General features: G+C 39.8%; 18 protein-coding genes. 7 read left to right on the forward strand and 11 right to left on the reverse strand.

Annotation, left to right across the window (positions count from 1 at the left end):
- The first annotated feature begins 1 nt into the window (after nucleotide 1).
- The 3 genes from OCV30_RS08270 to OCV30_RS08280 are packed head-to-tail and all read left to right on the forward strand — an operon-like array spanning nucleotide 2 to nucleotide 2,769.
- Nucleotides 2-217 carry a hypothetical protein gene (locus OCV30_RS08270; RefSeq protein ID WP_065678372.1) on the forward strand — a complete coding sequence of 72 codons (216 nt, stop codon included), beginning with the start codon at nucleotides 2-4 and terminating at the stop codon, nucleotides 215-217.
- Entirely contained in the window at nucleotides 218-2,347 is a 2,130-nt protein-coding gene (locus OCV30_RS08275; RefSeq protein WP_065678373.1) for an AAA family ATPase, read from the forward strand.
- Nucleotides 2,347-2,769: a hypothetical protein gene (locus tag OCV30_RS08280; RefSeq protein ID WP_065678374.1), complete on the forward strand. Its 423-nt coding sequence runs from the start codon at nucleotides 2,347-2,349 to the stop codon at nucleotides 2,767-2,769. The genes OCV30_RS08275 and OCV30_RS08280 overlap by 1 nt, the downstream gene beginning before the upstream one ends.
- A gap of 128 nt (nucleotides 2,770-2,897) precedes the next feature.
- Here the strand turns inward: OCV30_RS08280 and OCV30_RS08285 are convergent, their stop codons facing one another.
- From OCV30_RS08285 to OCV30_RS08295, 3 genes are read right to left on the reverse strand one after another with little or no spacing between them, the layout of a single operon-like run.
- The gene (locus tag OCV30_RS08285) at nucleotides 2,898-3,797 is read right to left on the reverse strand and encodes a phosphoadenosine phosphosulfate reductase domain-containing protein (RefSeq protein WP_065678375.1); all 900 of its coding nucleotides are present in this window, start codon (nucleotides 3,795-3,797) and stop codon (nucleotides 2,898-2,900) included.
- Between the two features lie 14 nt (nucleotides 3,798-3,811).
- Complete coding sequence (locus OCV30_RS08290) at nucleotides 3,812-7,153, reverse strand: hypothetical protein (protein ID WP_065678376.1); 3,342 nt, start codon at nucleotides 7,151-7,153, stop codon at nucleotides 3,812-3,814.
- On the reverse strand, nucleotides 7,140-8,129 hold the full coding sequence (locus OCV30_RS08295; RefSeq protein ID WP_083994575.1) for a DUF4007 family protein: 990 nt from the start codon (nucleotides 8,127-8,129) through the stop codon (nucleotides 7,140-7,142). Before OCV30_RS08295 ends, OCV30_RS08290 begins: the two co-directional genes overlap by 14 nt.
- 435 nt (nucleotides 8,130-8,564) lie before the next feature.
- Between OCV30_RS08295 and OCV30_RS08300 the strand changes: the two genes are divergently transcribed.
- A complete protein-coding gene (locus OCV30_RS08300) occupies nucleotides 8,565-9,560 on the forward strand; it encodes a cysteine desulfurase family protein (RefSeq protein ID WP_244499022.1) in 996 nt (331 codons plus the stop codon).
- Here OCV30_RS08300 and OCV30_RS08305 read toward each other — a convergent pair.
- Nucleotides 9,547-11,583 (reverse strand): DNA phosphorothioation-associated putative methyltransferase, encoded by a 2,037-nt coding sequence (locus tag OCV30_RS08305; protein WP_065678393.1) that lies wholly within the window; start codon nucleotides 11,581-11,583, stop codon nucleotides 9,547-9,549. The two genes, OCV30_RS08300 and OCV30_RS08305, sit on opposite strands and share 14 nt — an antisense overlap.
- 188 nt (nucleotides 11,584-11,771) lie before the next feature.
- Between OCV30_RS08305 and OCV30_RS08310 the strand changes: the two genes are divergently transcribed.
- A complete protein-coding gene (locus OCV30_RS08310; protein ID WP_065678378.1) occupies nucleotides 11,772-12,428 on the forward strand; it encodes a HEPN domain-containing protein in 657 nt (218 codons plus the stop codon).
- Between the two features lie 57 nt (nucleotides 12,429-12,485).
- Here the strand turns inward: OCV30_RS08310 and OCV30_RS08315 are convergent, their stop codons facing one another.
- From OCV30_RS08315 to OCV30_RS08345, 7 genes are all read right to left on the reverse strand, one after another.
- Nucleotides 12,486-13,100: a hypothetical protein gene (locus OCV30_RS08315; protein WP_244499021.1), complete on the reverse strand. Its 615-nt coding sequence runs from the start codon at nucleotides 13,098-13,100 to the stop codon at nucleotides 12,486-12,488.
- A gap of 32 nt (nucleotides 13,101-13,132) precedes the next feature.
- Nucleotides 13,133-13,987: an HNH endonuclease gene (locus OCV30_RS08320; RefSeq protein ID WP_065678380.1), complete on the reverse strand. Its 855-nt coding sequence runs from the start codon at nucleotides 13,985-13,987 to the stop codon at nucleotides 13,133-13,135.
- 78 nt (nucleotides 13,988-14,065) lie between these two features.
- On the reverse strand, nucleotides 14,066-15,541 hold the full coding sequence (locus OCV30_RS08325; RefSeq protein WP_065678381.1) for an ankyrin repeat domain-containing protein: 1,476 nt from the start codon (nucleotides 15,539-15,541) through the stop codon (nucleotides 14,066-14,068).
- Nucleotides 15,538-16,272, reverse strand: coding sequence for a hypothetical protein (locus OCV30_RS08330; RefSeq protein WP_065678382.1), 735 nt, complete (start codon nucleotides 16,270-16,272; stop codon nucleotides 15,538-15,540). The genes OCV30_RS08325 and OCV30_RS08330 overlap by 4 nt, the downstream gene beginning before the upstream one ends.
- A 243-nt stretch (nucleotides 16,273-16,515) precedes the next feature.
- Nucleotides 16,516-16,656 (reverse strand): hypothetical protein, encoded by a 141-nt coding sequence (locus OCV30_RS08335; RefSeq protein WP_082957075.1) that lies wholly within the window; start codon nucleotides 16,654-16,656, stop codon nucleotides 16,516-16,518.
- 212 nt (nucleotides 16,657-16,868) lie between these two features.
- Nucleotides 16,869-17,309 carry an RNase H family protein gene (locus OCV30_RS08340; RefSeq protein WP_065678383.1) on the reverse strand — a complete coding sequence of 147 codons (441 nt, stop codon included), beginning with the start codon at nucleotides 17,307-17,309 and terminating at the stop codon, nucleotides 16,869-16,871.
- 77 nt (nucleotides 17,310-17,386) lie between these two features.
- Nucleotides 17,387-17,572 (reverse strand): AlpA family transcriptional regulator, encoded by a 186-nt coding sequence (locus OCV30_RS08345; protein WP_065103595.1) that lies wholly within the window; start codon nucleotides 17,570-17,572, stop codon nucleotides 17,387-17,389.
- A 148-nt stretch (nucleotides 17,573-17,720) separates the two neighbouring features.
- Here OCV30_RS08345 and radC point away from each other — a divergent pair, with 148 nt between their 5' ends.
- Both radC and OCV30_RS08355 read left to right on the forward strand, forming a co-directional pair.
- Entirely contained in the window at nucleotides 17,721-18,191 is a 471-nt protein-coding gene (radC, locus tag OCV30_RS08350) for a RadC family protein (RefSeq protein WP_009846898.1), read from the forward strand.
- Nucleotides 18,188-18,616: a DUF2787 domain-containing protein gene (locus OCV30_RS08355; protein ID WP_065678384.1), complete on the forward strand. Its 429-nt coding sequence runs from the start codon at nucleotides 18,188-18,190 to the stop codon at nucleotides 18,614-18,616. The genes radC and OCV30_RS08355 overlap by 4 nt, the downstream gene beginning before the upstream one ends.
- The last annotated feature ends 41 nt before the right edge of the window (nucleotides 18,617-18,657 follow it).

An 18,657-nucleotide genomic window follows, 5' to 3' on the forward strand; every position in this document is an offset into this window, starting at 1 on the left:
AATGAGTATTGGCTTTAGACACATGCTTCAACTAATTGAAGCTGAAATAAAAGAAAACGAAATATACGCATCCTCATATGACTTAGACAAATTAAAGAGCTTATGCTCTCAAGTTTATTTGATTGCTTCATCATCAGATTCTGTCGCACTTGCCAGTCAAAACGAAATTAAAAATAAAATTGACCATGTTTATGACCTAGTAAAAAAGGAATTATAGATGAAGCTTATTAGAGCAAAATTCTCTAACTTTAGATTAATGAAGGATGTAGAGCTGAACTTTTCTACGGATGAAACTAAGAGTCTAACAGTTATAAGAGCTGCAAATGAAACCGGAAAAACAACTACACTTACAGCACTCATATGGGCTTTATATGGCAGCAAAGCTGTAAATAAGAAAAATGGGCTACATAGCGCTACAGCTCTTAATGATAACGGAGTGGGAGAAGTTGACATCGAAGTCGAAGTCGAGTTTTCAACAGAAGAAGTCGTAGATAAAAAAGGGAAAGCAAACCTTGAACTGAAGCATTACCGCCTGATACGACGGTGTACCGAAATAGTTAAAGACACCAACTTTCAGAGAGTTAGAGAGAACAAAAGTTTATTCCTAGTTAAGCCTACAGGTGATGATAGAATTATTGACTCCGAAGTTGATAGTATTATTGAAAAATCAATGCCTAAAAACTTGAAAGACATTTATTTCACAGATGGCGATAGTGCTATGTCTTTTATCGAGGCATCAGCTGATCAAAGAGTAAAGCGGAAGAGAGTTCAGGCTGCAATTGAGTCTTTATTATCTATGGACACTGTTAAAGATCTCATTTCAAAATTAGAAAAAGTCAGAGCATCTTATGGACGAAGCATTGAAAAAGGTAATTTAGGAGCAGAGCTATCTAAACTAAATGAGAAAAGAGATGATTTAGAAGCATTTTTAGAAGGTGAGTCAGAAGAAATCGATGAACTTAGCCAAAATAGAAGTGACCTGAAGTTATCATTAAAAAAAGTTGATAAACAAATAGAAGAAACTCTTAAATTAGGCGATAGATCGAAGTTACTAAAAGATATTAAAAAACAAGAAAATGAGAAAAAAAGATTAGACAGCCTACATCAAAATGCCAAACTTAGATTATCCAAAATTCTCAGCAAGAATCAGGTTGCATCATTTTTGATTGAGAGCAAAGCATTACCTGCCATTGAAATCTTACAAAAGCTAAAAAACAACAAGCAGTTACCAAAGCAAAGTATACCTGTATTAGCTGAATTACTAGAGGTTGACAGTTGTTTTTGCGGTTCTGATCTTTCACCAGAAACAAAAGAAGGACAAGCAAAAAGAGAGTTTATTGAGACCAAAATAAAGCACAGCGAAGCATCTGACAAGCTGAACGCAATAGCTACAGATTTATATTATGCTTTGCAAGGAGACCCCATTAAGAAAGGAACTTCTAAGCATTGGCTTAAAGACTATGAAGCCTGTATGGGTGATGAAGCTAACATAGCTAAGCAGCTGCAAGAAACTCAACGAACTATTGAAGGTTTGGAGGAAGATGTATCAAAAATAAAAGATGATTTTCTTCAAAACTTAAAGAGCCAGCAAAGGCTTTTATCAAGGCAAATAGAAAGTCTCACTAGTGATATCTCAGGGCGAGAGTATGAGTGTAAGTTTAAGAATAGCCAACTAGCCACCATAAATTCAGAAATTGATAGCCTTAAGAAAAAGTTGGACAAAAAAGATAACTCTGCTGGTAAATATAAACTGACAGATGATTTAAACAAAATATTTTCCAACGTTTTTCAAGTTATCAAGACTAAAGAACTAGAAAAAGTTAGTAATAAAATGAACGAAATTTTTCTCAGTATGATTGGTTCTGACCCAGTGGCTAATCCAAATACGATGATTCATAAAGCTGTTCTAACAGAAAAGTTCGATATAAAAGTCTTTGGTGTAAATGGCCATGAACTTGACCCAGACGAAGACTTGAACGGAGCCTCGAGAAGAGCAATTACTCTAGCATTTATATTAGCCCTCACCAAAGTTAGTAAAGTAGATGCGGCCAACATCATTGACACCCCTTTAGGAATGATGTCTGGTTACGTAAAGCGTTCAGTATTAAAGAACCTAGTAAATGAAAGTAAACAGGTCATTTTATTTTTAACTCATTCTGAAATTTCTGGCGTTGAAGATATTATTGATGACTATGCTGGAGAAATTTATACTTTAACTAACCCGGGACACTACCCTATGCAGTTGGTAAATAAGCCCCATATAGAAGAAGCAGTAGTGCTTAGATGTTCTTGCAGTCACCGAGATACATGTAAATTATGTGAAAGAAAAATTGGGGATACAGCATAATGGAAAATAACTTTGCAAATTATCAGATAGCCATTCCAACAAAGTACCAAGAGAAAATTAAAAAGTATTGCAGTACAGGTGGCTCTGGTATTGACACTTTTAACGCACCATTTAAAAGGCAAGTGGATTTTTGGTTCATTGCGCTATGTATTTCATTTAAAGAAGGTTTACTTAGAGAAAAAGTCAATGATACTTATAATGCAACCACAGCAGCCATATTAAGTAATGACTCATATAGGGTTCACTTAATGTATTTAATTGCATTATCTGACACTAAGGACCAAGAGATACTAACCAATTCTAAGGCCATTTTTGATATTTGTTGTGAATATGCCAATGCTGGAATTCCATACTTACTAGAGTTGCTCGACGACCCTGACCAAAAGCCAATTTGGAATATTTTTGATTATTTAGAAGATTAAGTTACTAGAACCTATAAATAATTCAACTTTAACATCCCTGTAATGATGCTAATAGCTAACATTATAGGGATGTAAGTAGAGCTTGGAAATACCTAGGTTTTCAAGCCCTACTCTTAATTTATATCATATTACTTATAACAAGTAATGCATGCCCCACCACCTTCTTCTAGGTCGTACATGGCGTCCATATCTAAAGTGTCTATCAGCATACTTTCATCAACCATAGAGTGCATACCTAAACGACGTTTACGTTCACGCTCCTTCTTCTTCTCAAAACGAGCTTTTACCTTTTCGTGGTTTTCCTTTATTTGTTTAATACGTTCAGGGTCCTCCAGCGTTTCCAATGGCTCATTTGGCCCCATCCAGAAAAAGGTTTCACCATTGGCACTTGTTTCAGCACGTTTTTCATAAGATTTAGCTTCTTCAAAAGCTTCTGGGTGTTCCTCACGCAAACGAACCCATTCAATTTTCCGCTGGAAGAAGCAAAAAGTGCAACCTGAACGAGACCTCCATTCATAATATTTAGGTAAGCCTAACCCCGCACTATCAAGCATATCTAAAACACCCTGCTTCTTAATACCATCTTCAGCGAAAGGCATTTTAATTGTCAGGTATTTCTGGTTCTCATTAGGTCTATAGCCATCACGCCACGGTTCGTCTGCACGAATTCCTACATACGAAATGACTTCATAACCATCTTCGAGATAAGGCTTAATCCATTTTTCAAATGGTTCAAGCTTCATTCGAATTGTACACCATCGTTGCTGGCCCGCTGGCAAAAAGTTATTGTGCTGCTCTAACCAGTAGTCAAAGCCTTTCTTATCATTGATGTGTGAAATTGGTTTACCCAATACAATCTCAAGCTGTTCTAAATACTCATAGACCTCAGGTAGCTCTTTTCCGGTATCAGTAAAGAAATATTCAATATCAAGCTCAGGATAGTTCCTAGCCATATATACAGCCAAAGCCGCACTATCCTTACCCCCGGACAATCCAAGGACATGTTTTACTTTTCGTGTTTCAGTCATGAGCAATACTTCTTTTAAACTTGAGCTTCTAATGTTTTTTTAAGTAATTTCTGTAGAACATGTACTTTTTCAAACTCATTTAAGTCATTGAGTTTCGCTTCAATGGCATTTAGTACAGGCTGAATTTTTTCCACTTCTGCAACTCGCACTTCTTTTTTGTATGAAGTTAATTTTCCGTCTTCACCTTCCAGGACCAAAGAAACGAGCTTAGTCTTGGTTACTTCTGAGTTTTCATTGTTCTGTAATCGTTGAGATTTTACTACACTTAAAAAGTCTTGTGCATAATCACTTATTTTGTTATCAGCAGTTCGTAGTATCCCTTCATTCCAATTTTGTTTACCACGACCGACAACAATTTGAATCATACTTTCTAACCATTGCAATAATCCCGTGTTGCTTTTAGCTAACTCACGCGCAAAGGCTTTTAAACGTAGATCACCGGCGTTTTCTTCAACAAACCTGCACATGTCAACAAGCTCTTCTCCCGCCTCCGGAAAGATAACTTTCACTTTATCTTTAATACCACCAAGCATTCGTTCATGCTTTTGTCTCAACACGGAAAAACAGTCAGACAAAATATCTATTTGTTGAGTCAATGTAGAAACACCTTCAAGATTTAACTCTGAATGTAAGTCTTTGATTAGTAGAGTATGTGGGTCATTTGCTTGTAAGAAAAGATCTCGAATACGCAAGTAAATTTTGTTCTTTGTAGCATCCTCAGGGACTAGTTCATGTGCATTCTTCACCCACTGAGGAAGGTTATGAATGGTCGTAACCAGCGGAGTAGCGACAGACAAAATATCGGTTGTTATCTGTTTATTAGTTTCATTTGAAGCAAAGACAGCTAAGTGTTGAAGCCATTCGCGTTCACTTTTTTCTAGCACTATATACTTTACCGCTAACTCATCTTGGTTTTTGATTAACTTATGTACATAGTCAAGATCTGGCTGGGCAATGAACGCGAAGCTTCCTGACATATCTTTCTCATAGTAAGCAATATTACTCCCCTGAGATTTCAAAAATGCGAGCAAAAATATGGGTATAACGCCCTTAGTCAAACCATACGGTTGAGCTGCCCATAATTCTGCTATTTCAGAAAGCTTTACTTCTTTGCCGGAAGAATCCTCCAAAAGCTCTAGGCTCTTGATAAATAGCTCGCTTAACTTAGGGTCCAGGTTTTCTGTATGCCAATAACGCTTATCCTTCGCTTTGGCATCGTGGATACTTGTATTTTTTAAGCAACTAATATACATCGACTTTTCTGGTGGAAAGCCGTTAATACCTAAGTCTTCTTTCTCTTCAAACTTTAGCATTGCTTCTAGAAGTTTTTTTAGCGCAGAGACAGCTGTTCCTGAGAGCTTATTCCTATTTACTAATTCATTTTTTATTTCTGGAGAATGATCAAATATGTGGTCAGCTGCTAGAGTAGTAACATGGCTTAATGACTCATGGCTATACTCTTCCCCTCTATAGCACCAAGTACTACTTTCAAATGAGTACAAAATGGCATTATTCAATGCCAGCTCAGCATTGATGAGCCTACCTTCGTATTCTTTTTGAGCAACCTTGTCATGAGTTAAAATCCGACCTATTTTCTCATCTGATTTAATTAGATCTAGGGCATAACACTCTTTAGCCAAAGCGATAATTTCCTCAGCATCATTCGCACGAGCAAGAACAATCCGGTCATTTTTTTGACTTGCCTTTTTCAGTTGCTCGCTATCATCTAATACTAGGTAAAACGAAATAAAGGCACCTTCTGACGAAGAACTCGAAGGCCATTTTTCTAGCTCCTCTAGATTAGTAACAAGGTTCTGCTCTGCCCAACGCAATGTCCCAGTGGTATGGTAATGACCTTTTGCGATAACCTGACTTTGAAACTTAGCATGCGTAATTGCTTCTTGAACATCCTTGATTTGCTCTACTTTCTCTTCAATTAAACTAGGAATGTCAAGATCTGAGCCTTCAAACACCATCCATGACGACAGATGTTTTCTATAGATGATGCAAGACTTATCCTTAAGCATATTAAGGTACTCGGTCAAGCTTTCTCGTGTATCTACATCTGTACTAGCAAGAAGTAATTCTTCCGTTGCAGTTAGGTTGGCAGGTTTACCAAATAAAGTGATGAGTGCGATTGTTTTTAATATCTCTGTGGCTATATCCGGTAGACCTTTTTGTCTCGCCTGTCTGATCGCTTCTGTCGCTGTCGCCCACGCATGGCCATCAGGCGAACTTATAATTGCATGTTCAAGGTTAACCTCAAGATAGTCCCAAAGATCGACTAAGTTATATCGATCACTTTTTTCTACTGCTGTTTTCAAGAAAAGTTGAAAGCTATTTTGTTCATGTGAGTTCAAAAAACTAAACGTTGAGCGCTCATTCTGGCTAAATCGACGCTTAGAAATTGGCCCAAGTAATAAGGCAGAAGTCGGGTGTAATGGTATACAACGATCGAGCCGTTCTTTTAATAGTTTTTTACGCTCTTGCTTATCGTTCATAGCCTCCAAAACAGCATTAACATAATGATCATCAGTACATCTTTCACCAGATTCATTTTGTATTGATTGACCAATTAATGCGACCGTTTCATCAGTGGAAACGTTATAAATAATGTCGTTATAACGACCCTGTATTTTGTTCCACTCTTCTTGAAGTTTACTACCACGTTCTTTTGCATACTCAGAAAATGATTGATGCAGCAAGCCCATAAAAATGACGGGAGTTTTAGTACGACCTAATACTTCAGCGATATCTTGGAATAAGTGGAGTTCGCCGCGGCTTTTATTGATGTATTCAAGACTCTTACCCATTTCATCCGCTAGAAGTAGAACACCATCAACTAACTCATGAGCCTCTTCAAATAGAGCCTCCCATATATTGACCAACTCGGATTCAGTATGAATTGATAATGTACAATATTTTTCATACAGCGTATTTGTTTTATGATGCTCTTTTAATGCCGCTAGTGTAGCGTTCCAAAACGTCTTTACGGGGCTACTTAATCCTCCAACGGAACGAATTTGTAGCCAGCCTTTATCATATACAATGCTGTCTTTAAGTAATTTTTTTGATTGGCTATTAATGACATCTAACGCAGCATTTCTCAACGAAGCTTCGTGATGTAATAACCCGGTGAGTAAAAGAGCAATCGTCGACTTACCAGACCCATATGGCCCGGTTAAAGTGTAAGATCGCTGACCCGTTTGAGCATACTGCCTGAGCAAAGTTTCTAAAGCGGTTTGAGCTGTACCGTGATAAACGAGACCTGGGAAAAAATCTTTACTTAAGTCGCTGTCGATACGAGTCGAGCGCTGGTGTCTAGTTGCAATAGAGTAATTATTACTTAACGTCACGTTGTTTCCCTTCCTGGTAGTAGCTAACCAGGTATTGTTCTGGTAATTCTAGTTGTAAGTCTGAGTAAGCATGTTGAAGCTGACGTAGGCCCTGAGTATCAGTCCAAGCTAACTGCCCTATAGTTAGTACTTCCAATTGATCTAGTTTTTCACTTAAACCTGTACTCGACAATCGGAAAACTCTACCTGGAGAGCCTACATCATTCAGTAATGAATCGAATGACACTGTTCGCTGTTTATGAATTACATTACCATCAGTATCTTTTTGTTTTCTCTGCATAAAATCGATAACTGCATAGGAAAAAACCTCTATAGGAAGTGATGCTTGCTTTGAAAGTTCAGCTCTATAATCTTTTGCACTTTCTTGAGAGATTAATCCTAGTTCAGTAAAGGGAGAGGTAAAGCTATCTTCATTGATTTTATGCACTGACGTTTTTTTAACCGCATACATTTGAAGTAAGCAGTCAATATCTTTTTTGAGTGTTGCTTCCGTTAATTCTTTCTCATGTTGCTTAAGCGAAAGCCTAATCTCACTTAGAATATGCTCTTTGTTCGTGCGGACACCGTTGTAGTAATTAAAAAACCACCGTGCGGCATTAAGCTCTGCATTTTGACTATCGACTGATTGCATTAACCAATGTAGTAACCAAACAGTACCAACCTTATCCATGAATTCATCATAAGGTTTTACGTCGGATGACTTACCTACAAACAACAGATTAGCTAAAGGAGTCAATTTATAGCTCTGATCCTTTTTATCAATACAAGTAACTAAATTGAGAGTGCGAATCCAATGCCGTACAGAAAGAACCATATTCTTACCCATACCCATCGTTCTCATCTGTTTTTCAACATTATCTTTACTTGAAAGAGACTCTCCTTTCATAACCTCTTGAATTATCTTATAAATCCAACCATATCGGATAGGGAATGTCTGATGACCAGAAAATTTTAGGCTACTAGTTTCGATGCTCAATGTACTTACCTTACTGAATTGGAGATTTTGTCCAAACAGCAATTCTACAGCATATCTATAGCAGATCTAGCTCTAATGCAAAAACTATCAATCAAACACAGAATAAATAAACAAATACATTAAAATACAATTACTTACGCAGAGAAATCTGTGCATACATACAGCAGTTGAATATCGAATGATATATATACGTTTATCCCAATTTACACTCTACTTGTACTGCATTGTATTTTAAAAGATGGTAACGTCTCTATAACTTTGCAAAGGACTATTTGTCGAGTAATGAGTATTCTAGTATTAAACTCATTACTACAATGAGCTTGTTACGATCTCCAAGACTGATATAAGTCAACTTACAACATAGACATAACTGTGATGAATAACTATTACGATTACGCCGCTTCTACTCCTATATCTCCACTCGCTCTCGACGTAATGAAGCCATGGGAAGTGGAGAACTTTTCTAACGCCTCATCGGCTCATCAAGCCGGTAGATCTAGTTGTCAAGCTATACAGCAATCAAGAGAAATAATTGCCAATAAAATAGGGGCGTTGCCTAGCGAGATCATCTTTACTAGTGGGGCAAGTGAAGCAAATAATCTTGCTCTAAAAGGGATTGCGTTTAAACACCTTGAACATAAAGGGCACATTATAACTTCGTCAATAGAGCATAAGTGTATCCTCAATACATGTGCTTTTTTAGAATCTCTTGGATTTGAAGTGACGTACTTAGAGCCCAACAAAACAGGTACAATTTTAACAGAATCTCTACGCGAAGCACTTCGTAACGATACGATCTTAATCTCAATCCATCACGTTAATAATGAGCTAGGTACGATTCAGCCCATTGAAGCATTTGGCGCAATCGCATTTGAAAATGATATCCCCTTTCACACCGATGCAGCACAAAGCTTTTGTAAGTGTGATATTGATGTCGATGATATGGATATCGACATGCTGTCGCTGTCAGGACATAAGATTTATGGCCCTAAGGGCATTGGCGCGCTGTATGTGAGAAATGCTAGAGACGCCGACCTTGTGCCACTTATTCATGGTGGCGGACAGGAAGGAGGCCTAAGAGGAGGCACCTCTCCCACCCCACTCATGATTGGACTGGCCGCTGCGGTCGAGCATTTTCCTAAGAGTGTGAGTGAGCAAGAGCACCACTTTCTAACTGTTATTCAAGATTTCAAATGGATTAGAAACGGTGGTGAGCAAGTTGTCTCAACAACGTGGAGTCTTACCTTTGAGTCCGACGACGAAGTGAAGCGGTTTACTCAAGAACACCCTTGGCTAATATCTCAGGGGTCAGCATGTAATGCCTTATCAAACGTCGCGTCACATGTACTGACTGCGATAGGACTCGATGAAGAGCTGGCAAGACGAACCTATCGCATTAGCCTACCACCACACCGAATTAACGGCGAGTAAGCCGGTAGCCATTTACTGTTTTTCCCGCAGATAAAAGCAGTTCGTCGTATTGCTGCCGATGAAGAATAACTTCTCCAGTGCTTTCTACACCCAAAATCTTTGATAAACGCTTATCAAAGCTTTTTTGCTTTTCATAGTTCTTGTCGCTAACGCTCAATAATTCGTGTTTATTTAACAGTGGTGGACGTCGCTTTACATCAACATAGTCAAAGAAGTCGATATCTTGATCTGCCATTCTAATTTTTGTTCGCTCGACTAAAAACGGTACCGATTGTTCAAACTCATCATAATGCATCAAGGTTAACTTACCCGACGTCATATGAACCTTAATCAAGTCAACGGAGTCATTCAGGTCTCCATACATCTGCAATCCAGCTCCAACATAAACCCGAAGGGCTAGTGGCAATTCCTCTACAAACTGTTTGTGACAGATAAGGGAATGCCCTTTGTTTAACAAGCTTGCAGGCAAGTTTTGATGAGCTTTTTCACACTGGGAAGCAATCAGCGAAGTATCTGCAATGGCAAAGAGTAGTTCTGTCGCCAAATTTACGGCTGTACTGTAGTCATCAAACAATGCCTTAATATCACGTTTTAGAGAGTCAGGTTGCTGTGCATAAGGCTTTCTTTTCTCAAATAGCCCCATTGCAAAGTAGAGTAATAGATCTTCTTTCCTAGCAGTTTGAGCAGCGGAAAATTCATGTGTATCAAACATCTCTTGCAGTAAACCAAAAACTTTTTTATGCGAGCCTACCAACTCACGAATACATTCTGATTGCTCAAACTCATCATTGGCCGGGATGCGGCCTAGCGTTAAGCATCTATTCCAAAAAGCATCGAAGATTACTTGGTTTTGAGTGATCACTAATTTTGCTTGATCTTTACTATCGATCGGTTGCGGCGACGTTAGTTGCTGCCAAGTATGGTGCCGTTGATATTTGCTTTGCAGGTATAACTGCTCTTCCAATTTATCTTTAAAAACAAAAAATATTCCAGGGGAAACGGCAATGGCGTCTTCCTGAAGTGAACGTTCTAAGTATCCCTTAATTTCCGATTGCCCGTAATACTTCTGAAATGTGTTACGTGAGGTGATAACGCCATCGTTAAACGGCTTAAACTGTGCAATGTAGCTATCATTTGCCAGCATAACCGACACAACAAGTAGCTTATCTACAAGCTCCCATGCCCCTAGAAGCGCATCAAGTCTCTCGTCTTGGTTTTCTATTACGTTCAGTACAAAACCAAGATTCACGATATCTGAATTAACCTTGTCGCCATCTGGGCTAAATACGGGGTCCCAGCCAAGCACATCTATCCCATGAGCCTCTAGTTCTCTTAAGTCATCCCCTCGCCCACAACCATAATCAAAAATGGAATATCTAGCATCTAAATAGCCTTGCTTAGCTAACGACTTCATCGGTCCAGAAAGATCGTGACGTACGATAGCTGTTTTATATCTATCTATTCCAACTTGTAAGTCATCATCGTTTTTATTTATATCAGGTATGGGAGTAGCTTTAAATAGACGTCCATCTATTAACTCATACCCTTTTTTATCAATAATGTTCTGCCAAGAACGCCTAAAACCTATCGTTCTTCTATTCTCATATAAACCCGCACTTTCGCCCTCTTTCGTCAATGAAACAAAATGTTCAAAGTAGTCACTACTCGGCAACACCATGGTTTCTTTACGATGAAGGATTGGCGGATTATCTGAATTTCTATAACAGGTAACTTTGTGGCTAAGCTTGTTTAAATCGACATTAAGACTTTGTTCGAGAACTGGATATGAATCGGAATAAAATTCAGGGTAACTAAGTAAAGAAAGGCGAAACTCATTTTTGAACAGTTTTATCAAATTCCATTGCTCGTCAGGTAAACTCACAGCTTTGGCAACAGCAATAACAAACTTTTGTAACTGATTAGGTATAGCCTCCATAGCATCTTTGTGGATGTAAATAGCATCTGGTAACTTTTTACCTACTTCAATGTTCTTAACCAGTTGCTTAAAAAGCTTACAGTCCATAAGTTCTCGTTCCTCTTCATCCACTAGCTATATCCTACTAAAGGAACGATAACTCTGTCACTATCTGTAATCATTTGTGAATCGCATTCAAGTAAGTCGCTAAACTAATCTTGTATGACAGATCAATATTTACGCATTAAATTGCTTATATACTCAACTGTAAATTAGCAACCACATTTGGATTCACAATGCATAATTATAATGACTTAAAACAACGTCAAAGATCTGAGCGTGCTCGCTACCCTCAGAACCTTAGCTTACGTGTGCACCGAGCCTTGAGCTGGCTGAATAAGTCAGAGCTTTGTGATGACGATGACTCCAAGTTCATTTTTTTATGGATTGCTTTCAACTCCGCTTATGCTCAAGAGTTTGAACAACGACAACAATTCGGCGAGCAAGGTCTTTATGGCAAGTTTTTGAAAAAGCTCATCACTTGTGATCAGCGAGAGCAATTACACAATTTAGTTTGGGACGAGTATTCCAACACGATTCGAGTGATCTTGGATAACGAATTCATCCTCCAGGCATATTGGGATTATCAAGCCAGCCGAATTACCGAAGATAGCTGGAAAAATGAACGAAGCAAAGCTAAAGCTGCCGCTAACAAAGCGCTGAGTCAAAACGATACAGCTAAAGTTCTATCGATATTGTTTTCTCGCCTATACACTCTGCGTAACCAGCTTATCCATGGCGGTGCTACTTACTTAAGCTCGGCAAATAGACAGCAGCTCAAAGACTGCTGCGGTATTTTAGAAAAACTGGTCCCGAGTATTATTGAAATCATGATGGACTCAGCAGACAAGGTTTGGGGAGAAGCTGTTTATCCGCTTATCAGCCAGGACTAGCTCTGTGGGCAGTCAAAAACTTCATTAATCATCACCGTTACATCGTGATGAAAGAGACTAACTCGTAGCGGACTCATTAACCTGTGGGATAAACCCTACTTTGATTATTTCAACCATACATCTTGGCGTTAGAACCGTAACATTCAAATCACCGTATATATCTGCTCGATCTCTATATCCATCTGGATGCCACTCATGTAGTTCATTTATCCATATGAGCCAAGGCTTACCTTCTAGCTCTACAAACACCCCATTGGGTAAATTCTCAAGCTTCTCGTTATAGATAACCTTTTTACCACCTCTTATCGCTCTATCTTGATGAAGAACTTTATCTATTTCATCGACTTTCAATTCGCTTAGCTGAGCCGCATCCCATGCTTGTTTAAACTCATCAAACCTTTGCCTTCTGCACGAAGCGCAAGGTCTATGTCCTGCCGACAATGCGGTGGCCTCATCAAGAAAAAACAGTTCGGAGTAACTATTTTGACTAAAAACCTCACGTTTACGTTCTTTGAAATTTAACTCACAAAGCACCCAGTTTTTGTGCTTCCAAGGACGTATAATTTCCTTCTTTTCATTATGCAGAATGCCTCTATTGCCAAGCCAAGAACCTCGAGCGGTGTCAATAAGTAGTTCACCACTTGGGCTTACTCTATTTTGTAATGGCATCATCGAACTCCTTGAGTCTGAATTGGTTTAAATCGTTAGGTATTTCGATGCTGCTTATCGTCTACCGGTACAAATAGCTCATTGATAATAGAGATATAACGCTCAGCTACGATACCGCCTTCTAGGTATGCCATCTCGAGGATCATTGACACCTGTTCACTGTTCTCGAGAGGTGTGTAGTTTTTCTCCGCCATATAAGCTTCAATTACCGCAATCTGATCATCACACCCTTCTAGGAACTCACGAAAATCTTTGCTTGCCTTTGCGCTGTTACATTCTTTACAACTCGGTACCAGATTCCCGAGTCGATGCTCTCCTAGGTAAACCTTATTAATGGGGATTGCATGCTCAATAATCAGTTCCTTTGACTCACCACAATAAACACAACGATGGTTGAAGTAGGCTTTGGTTTCCTGCCAGTCTTCTTCTAAGAACTGTTCTGTTCCGAGGTTACTAAGAATATTTCGCACTAATAGATTTTGAGCATTGGCTATAGCATTACCTCGGTAACGGCTCTTGGTTCTTAGCGTTATTACTGATGGTCTGCACGAAGATATTGTTCTTGATTCAAGTAACTCACTCTCCACCTGAGAATGATCATAGTCGATACCGATCCGTTCTAAGTATTTAGTAAAGTAAACCTCGTCTTTTTCAAACCACTGGCTACATGCACGAACAGTTTGCCCACGCACCAAGTAAGCTTTGGTCCAATATCGTTTAGATAAATCCGAAGAAAGACTGCTGATTGGAACCAAAAAAGGAAAGTTAAGGTTAAAGTTACGTTTGGAGTAATCTGCATCGCAAAGGCACTCAAATTCGTTCTGACTTTTTTGCTCGCAATATTCCAATATCTTGGGCAGAAGTGTCTGTACTAACTTTCCAATTTTCATAGCTGGTTCACTTATTCCTAAACTGACGATACTAGTAAGTATATGCACTAGCTATGAAACAGGAGAACGTGATTTAGCTTAATCGGTTAGATACTTTTGTATATAACGCATAACATCATGGGATTCGAAGTGTTCCGCGATATCTAAACAATCAATGGCTCGTTTAGGAAAAGGTCTACCAACCGGTACTGTATACGTTTTCTTCCAGTCTCCACCCAGTTCGATCATTTTCTTGAACAATTGCGGCTCGTTAAGCTCTGCAGCCAGCATCAGCGGTGTATAACGCATGCCATTTTTTACCACTTCAATATTTGGATTGGCACCAGCATTTAAAAGGATTCGAGCAATCTGGCGCATAGAAGAAGGTTTGGGGAAGCGTTCCGTCACATATTCAAAGAGAGCGTCCATCATCGCGAGGAGCCTTTGGTCCTGTTGTTGAGCACTCAAATGAGTGCTCAACTCTGCATTGAATGGTGAGCTCGTCCCTGCGAATAGGGGCTTAAGCTGGTTCACTGCCTCTTCACTTGGCATCGACATAAGACTTTCCTTGAACTTGCTCGGATTATTGATCATTGCAAGCTTACCCAAACACGCATACAGCGGCGTTTGATATTCAATACTTCCCTTCAGATCGATCGTGATATCCTTGCTCATCGATAACACCTCTTTCACGATCTCTGGACGACCACTCTCAACCGCAGCAAACAAAGGAAAATTCATTTTTCGCGTAGAGATTGAATTTAGAGTTTTCTCGCTGTGCACATGCACTGAGATAAGATTGAAAATTGAGTCGTCTAGTGGCGACGTCGGTTCACTAAAATCAAGATTCGCTAGAGCAATCAATAGCGGGGACTCGCCCACTTCCGAAAGAGCATTAACACTTGCACCCAATTTAAGCAGTTTTTCAACTTTCTCAACGTCGTTGTTTAGACAAGCATAGATAAGTGGTGTTGTCTTTCGCTTCGCTCCCCCATCCAGACCAATTTCAATTTTCTTTCGCTTAGAGTCAGTGTGCTCGGAAGAGTCGATATCTTCTAGAACATGACCAACTTTTTGCTTGTATACCGACCATTTAATTCCTGGATAACATAGTTCATCAGGGTAGTAACGCTTAAATTCCGTGCGATAAGCCTCCGCTTCGTTGTTAGCTAGTACCTGGTATTTTCCTGAACCTTCTGTTTGGTACTTTGCTGGCAACAGTTCATTAAAAAAGTAGACCTGTGCAGTTTTTAATCTTTTGAGAAAAACTAAATCTGGCCTAGTTTGATGAGCGGCAACCAACAACGACTCCTTGATGATCTCTCCTAGCGCTGCATTTGAATGATCCCGATACAAAGCCGCTGTAAACGCTTGCTGACAGTACTCGTTTGCTTTGGTTAGCCCCCCAGACCAAATCGAATGCCTAGCTTTGTACCAAAGCAGATGATGATACGCTTCTATCTTGCTAGGAAGCCCCTCAATCACCAGTTCCAAGTTTGTTAACCGCTTTTCAAACTCGTTCTTGTGGGCCACAGACTTTGAAGTATGACTGACTGCCTCGTACCACTGTTTCAATGAACGGATCTGTTCGCAGAACTCATGATAATTTTTCTACGATTCCTGTTAGCGTCCAGAAAGGCTTTTGCATGTGAAAATGATACGTTCGTAAACGTCGAACTTGATTGTATATAACGAACAAAACGTGAGGTAATGATACCCCACTTGACCATTCTCCATGATTCGTCCGATAAGGCGTGATCAGCTGCGCTATCCATACTCATCACAAAACGAAAAGAAGGAAGTTCAGTTCCATTCCACCACGTTCGTAGCCGGTCTTTCATGTCCTTATCATCAAAACAGCTTTGAAGTAATGGAAGCATGTCCGGATTGAATAAGGTGAGTTCCATGTCATTTGGCAGACTGAGAGTTAGTCCAGCTTCCTCTTCATTCAAAAAGCAACTAAGTACAAGATTTTCAAAAAACTGCGTGCGCTCAAACAGTTCATTCGCCTGCTCAACAGAAAGAGAATCCAATGGATAGTTTTTCATCCAATGAGCGTAACGTTTGAGTAAGTTAGACAAAAAGTTTTCAACTCTCGCTGAAATCTCGTCATCAAAGTTTTGTCTTATTGGATTCAGAATGTTCAACGACAATATCGCGTGATACTTGTCGATACTCAATTCTTCTACTTTGCAGCTGTCATCTTCGTCACTAGCTGTTTTTACATCAAATGCAATAGCGACTTCTCGCAGTAAGCACTGAATAGTGGGATACTGCTTAGCTCGTTTTTTGTGAAGCAGCTTCATTGCTGATTATCCTTAGAATGTCTTTCTTGAAGTTAATGTAAGCCCACCGTTCACTGGGAGTGGAAGGTATGGTTATACGTTTACCTAAAGGTGATAACAACGCAACATGTTTGGTACCACGGACAGCGGTCCAGCAGCTAAGTTTCACTAATGAGCGCACAAACTTATTGATATCCTTATCTTTGCTCATTCTTCGCACAAAACTCCTTCATAGGGCCGTGAACCGGCCCTATGCTAGTTGATTTACTTAGAACGCTTATCTACGACACTTTGAGCTTTGGCCGCAAAGCTGCCTTTTGGGATTTTTCCTCCGTTCGCTTTTGCCGTGGCTGACTGTATACGGCGAACATCAGTTTGAGTTAAAGGTTTCTTAGATTCCGTCATGGTATAGCTCCTGGTTGATTAAGACAGTTACATCTTAGTAATCAGAACTATAAAAATCGGCGAGGAGATTGGAGAGAAAATATTTAAAAGCATATGACGTGTCTAGATCATTTAAAATCAAAAAGCAGACTAACGGTCTGAAAGACACTCAGACATCGCCATACCTACACTACGGACCTAGACAATACCTTTATCTAATCAACAATATGTACTTAGAGCACCTCCCTAGCCATATCCCCCGCTCTTCCCATCTGTTCAAAATCCCCGACCTTATGCGCACGCCTTACTTCAACAAACTTACTGGATCTCAACGTATCAACTTGTTGCCATAAATGACGGTTAGCTACTGGTTTCTTATCTGATTTGCGCCACCCTTTTGCTTTCCAGTTATCTAACCATTCATTGAACCCTTTCACACAATATTCACTACTCGAATACAGGCAGTCTCCATCTCTGGCATAAGCTATAGCTTCTATCAATGCGATAAGCTCTAACTCAGCACTATCGGCAATCTCACCGACTAATAGATTATTTTCGTCAACTAACTGCCCATCGTAGTTATAAACACTGATACCAATCCCACCTTGTAGGTTTGATGTATTGTCTTTCGAAGTCGCGATAGCAATGTAGATTGCACAGTTTTCTTCATTCATAATTTTGTTCCTCTTTTTAAGTTTTGGCCCACCATTTTGGCAAAGCCTTAATTTTTTGTCGTAGCGTTGATTCAGTCTTAATGGCTTGGTCTTTGAGCCAAGCGCATTTCCATCCAGTTATTCACCTCTTCTTCTACCCAAGCGACAGCCCTATCTCCCAGGCTTACCGATACAGGAAAATCACCCTCGTCCATTTTTCTGTAGATCGCCGAGCGACTTAATGCAGTTTTCTCAATCACTTCTTTTAGCTTTAAAAATCTCATGGGACGTTCTCCTATGCCTGTAGTCCTCATGGGATAAGGAGATAGTGTTAAAAAAAATGAGGCTGGTTCGGCTGACTCTGATTCAAACCTTTTTGAGGTATATGTCATTAAAGTGAATGACCTAAAGCCTGATTAAAGGAGAACCAAAATGAGAACACTTTCACCACCACTACTCTCACAGCAAGAGCATGAACATCGCGTTCTAGAAAAGGCAGCAGAGATATTAGAAGATCGTTATGTACGAGGAGATGTATTTACCAATCCACAAGCTACCCGAGACTATTTGCGATTTAAGATAGGCGGCAGTGAACGCGAAGTGTTCGCCGTCATGTTGCTAGATAACCAACACCGATTAATTGAGTTTGAGGAGTTGTTTCAAGGGACGATTGATGCGGCAAGCGTCTATCCAAGGGAGGTTGTAAAGACTGCTCTGAAGGCTAATGCAGCGGCGGTTATCTTTGCTCATAACCATCCATCAGGCGATCCTGAGCCGTCCCAAGCAGACAAGCGCATCACGACGAGATTGCAAGATGCTTTAGCGCTCATTGATGTTCGAGTTTTGGATCATATTGTTGTCGGGGAACAATGCACATCGTTTGCAGAGAGGGGCTGGTTATGATTGAGAAACACTATGGTGACATCACCCTCAATAGCAAACTCCACCAGCAGTTAGAGCAAACTATCGCTCGCTACTCGATCCCTAAAGACACGACACGCATTGCACTCAACTGCCGAAACACAAGCTACTACAAAACAAAAGAAGGGGTCGCCCCTGTAGAGATTCAGTTAAAGCGGGAGAATTCACGCTCTGATTGGAATTTGGTTTTCGTGGCCAATTTTACTTATCAGGACAAAGCCACCGACTCGCTCGATGTGTATCTTTATTTCCACCTACTGAATCACTGGTGCTATCAACCAGATGCAGGGGCAGCGAGCCTGAGCCACCCTGTCACAACAAAAGTGTTTCAAGCCTGGATGTGCGCTTTCCATGAGCATTTAACTCAGCATGTCTTCGATGACATACAGCTCACTCAAGTCCGCTAAGGCTAATCCATCACCCGACTCGTTCACCTAAATTCAAGGAG

This window comes from Vibrio atlanticus (assembly GCF_024347315.1).
Lineage (GTDB): Bacteria > Pseudomonadota > Gammaproteobacteria > Enterobacterales > Vibrionaceae > Vibrio > Vibrio atlanticus.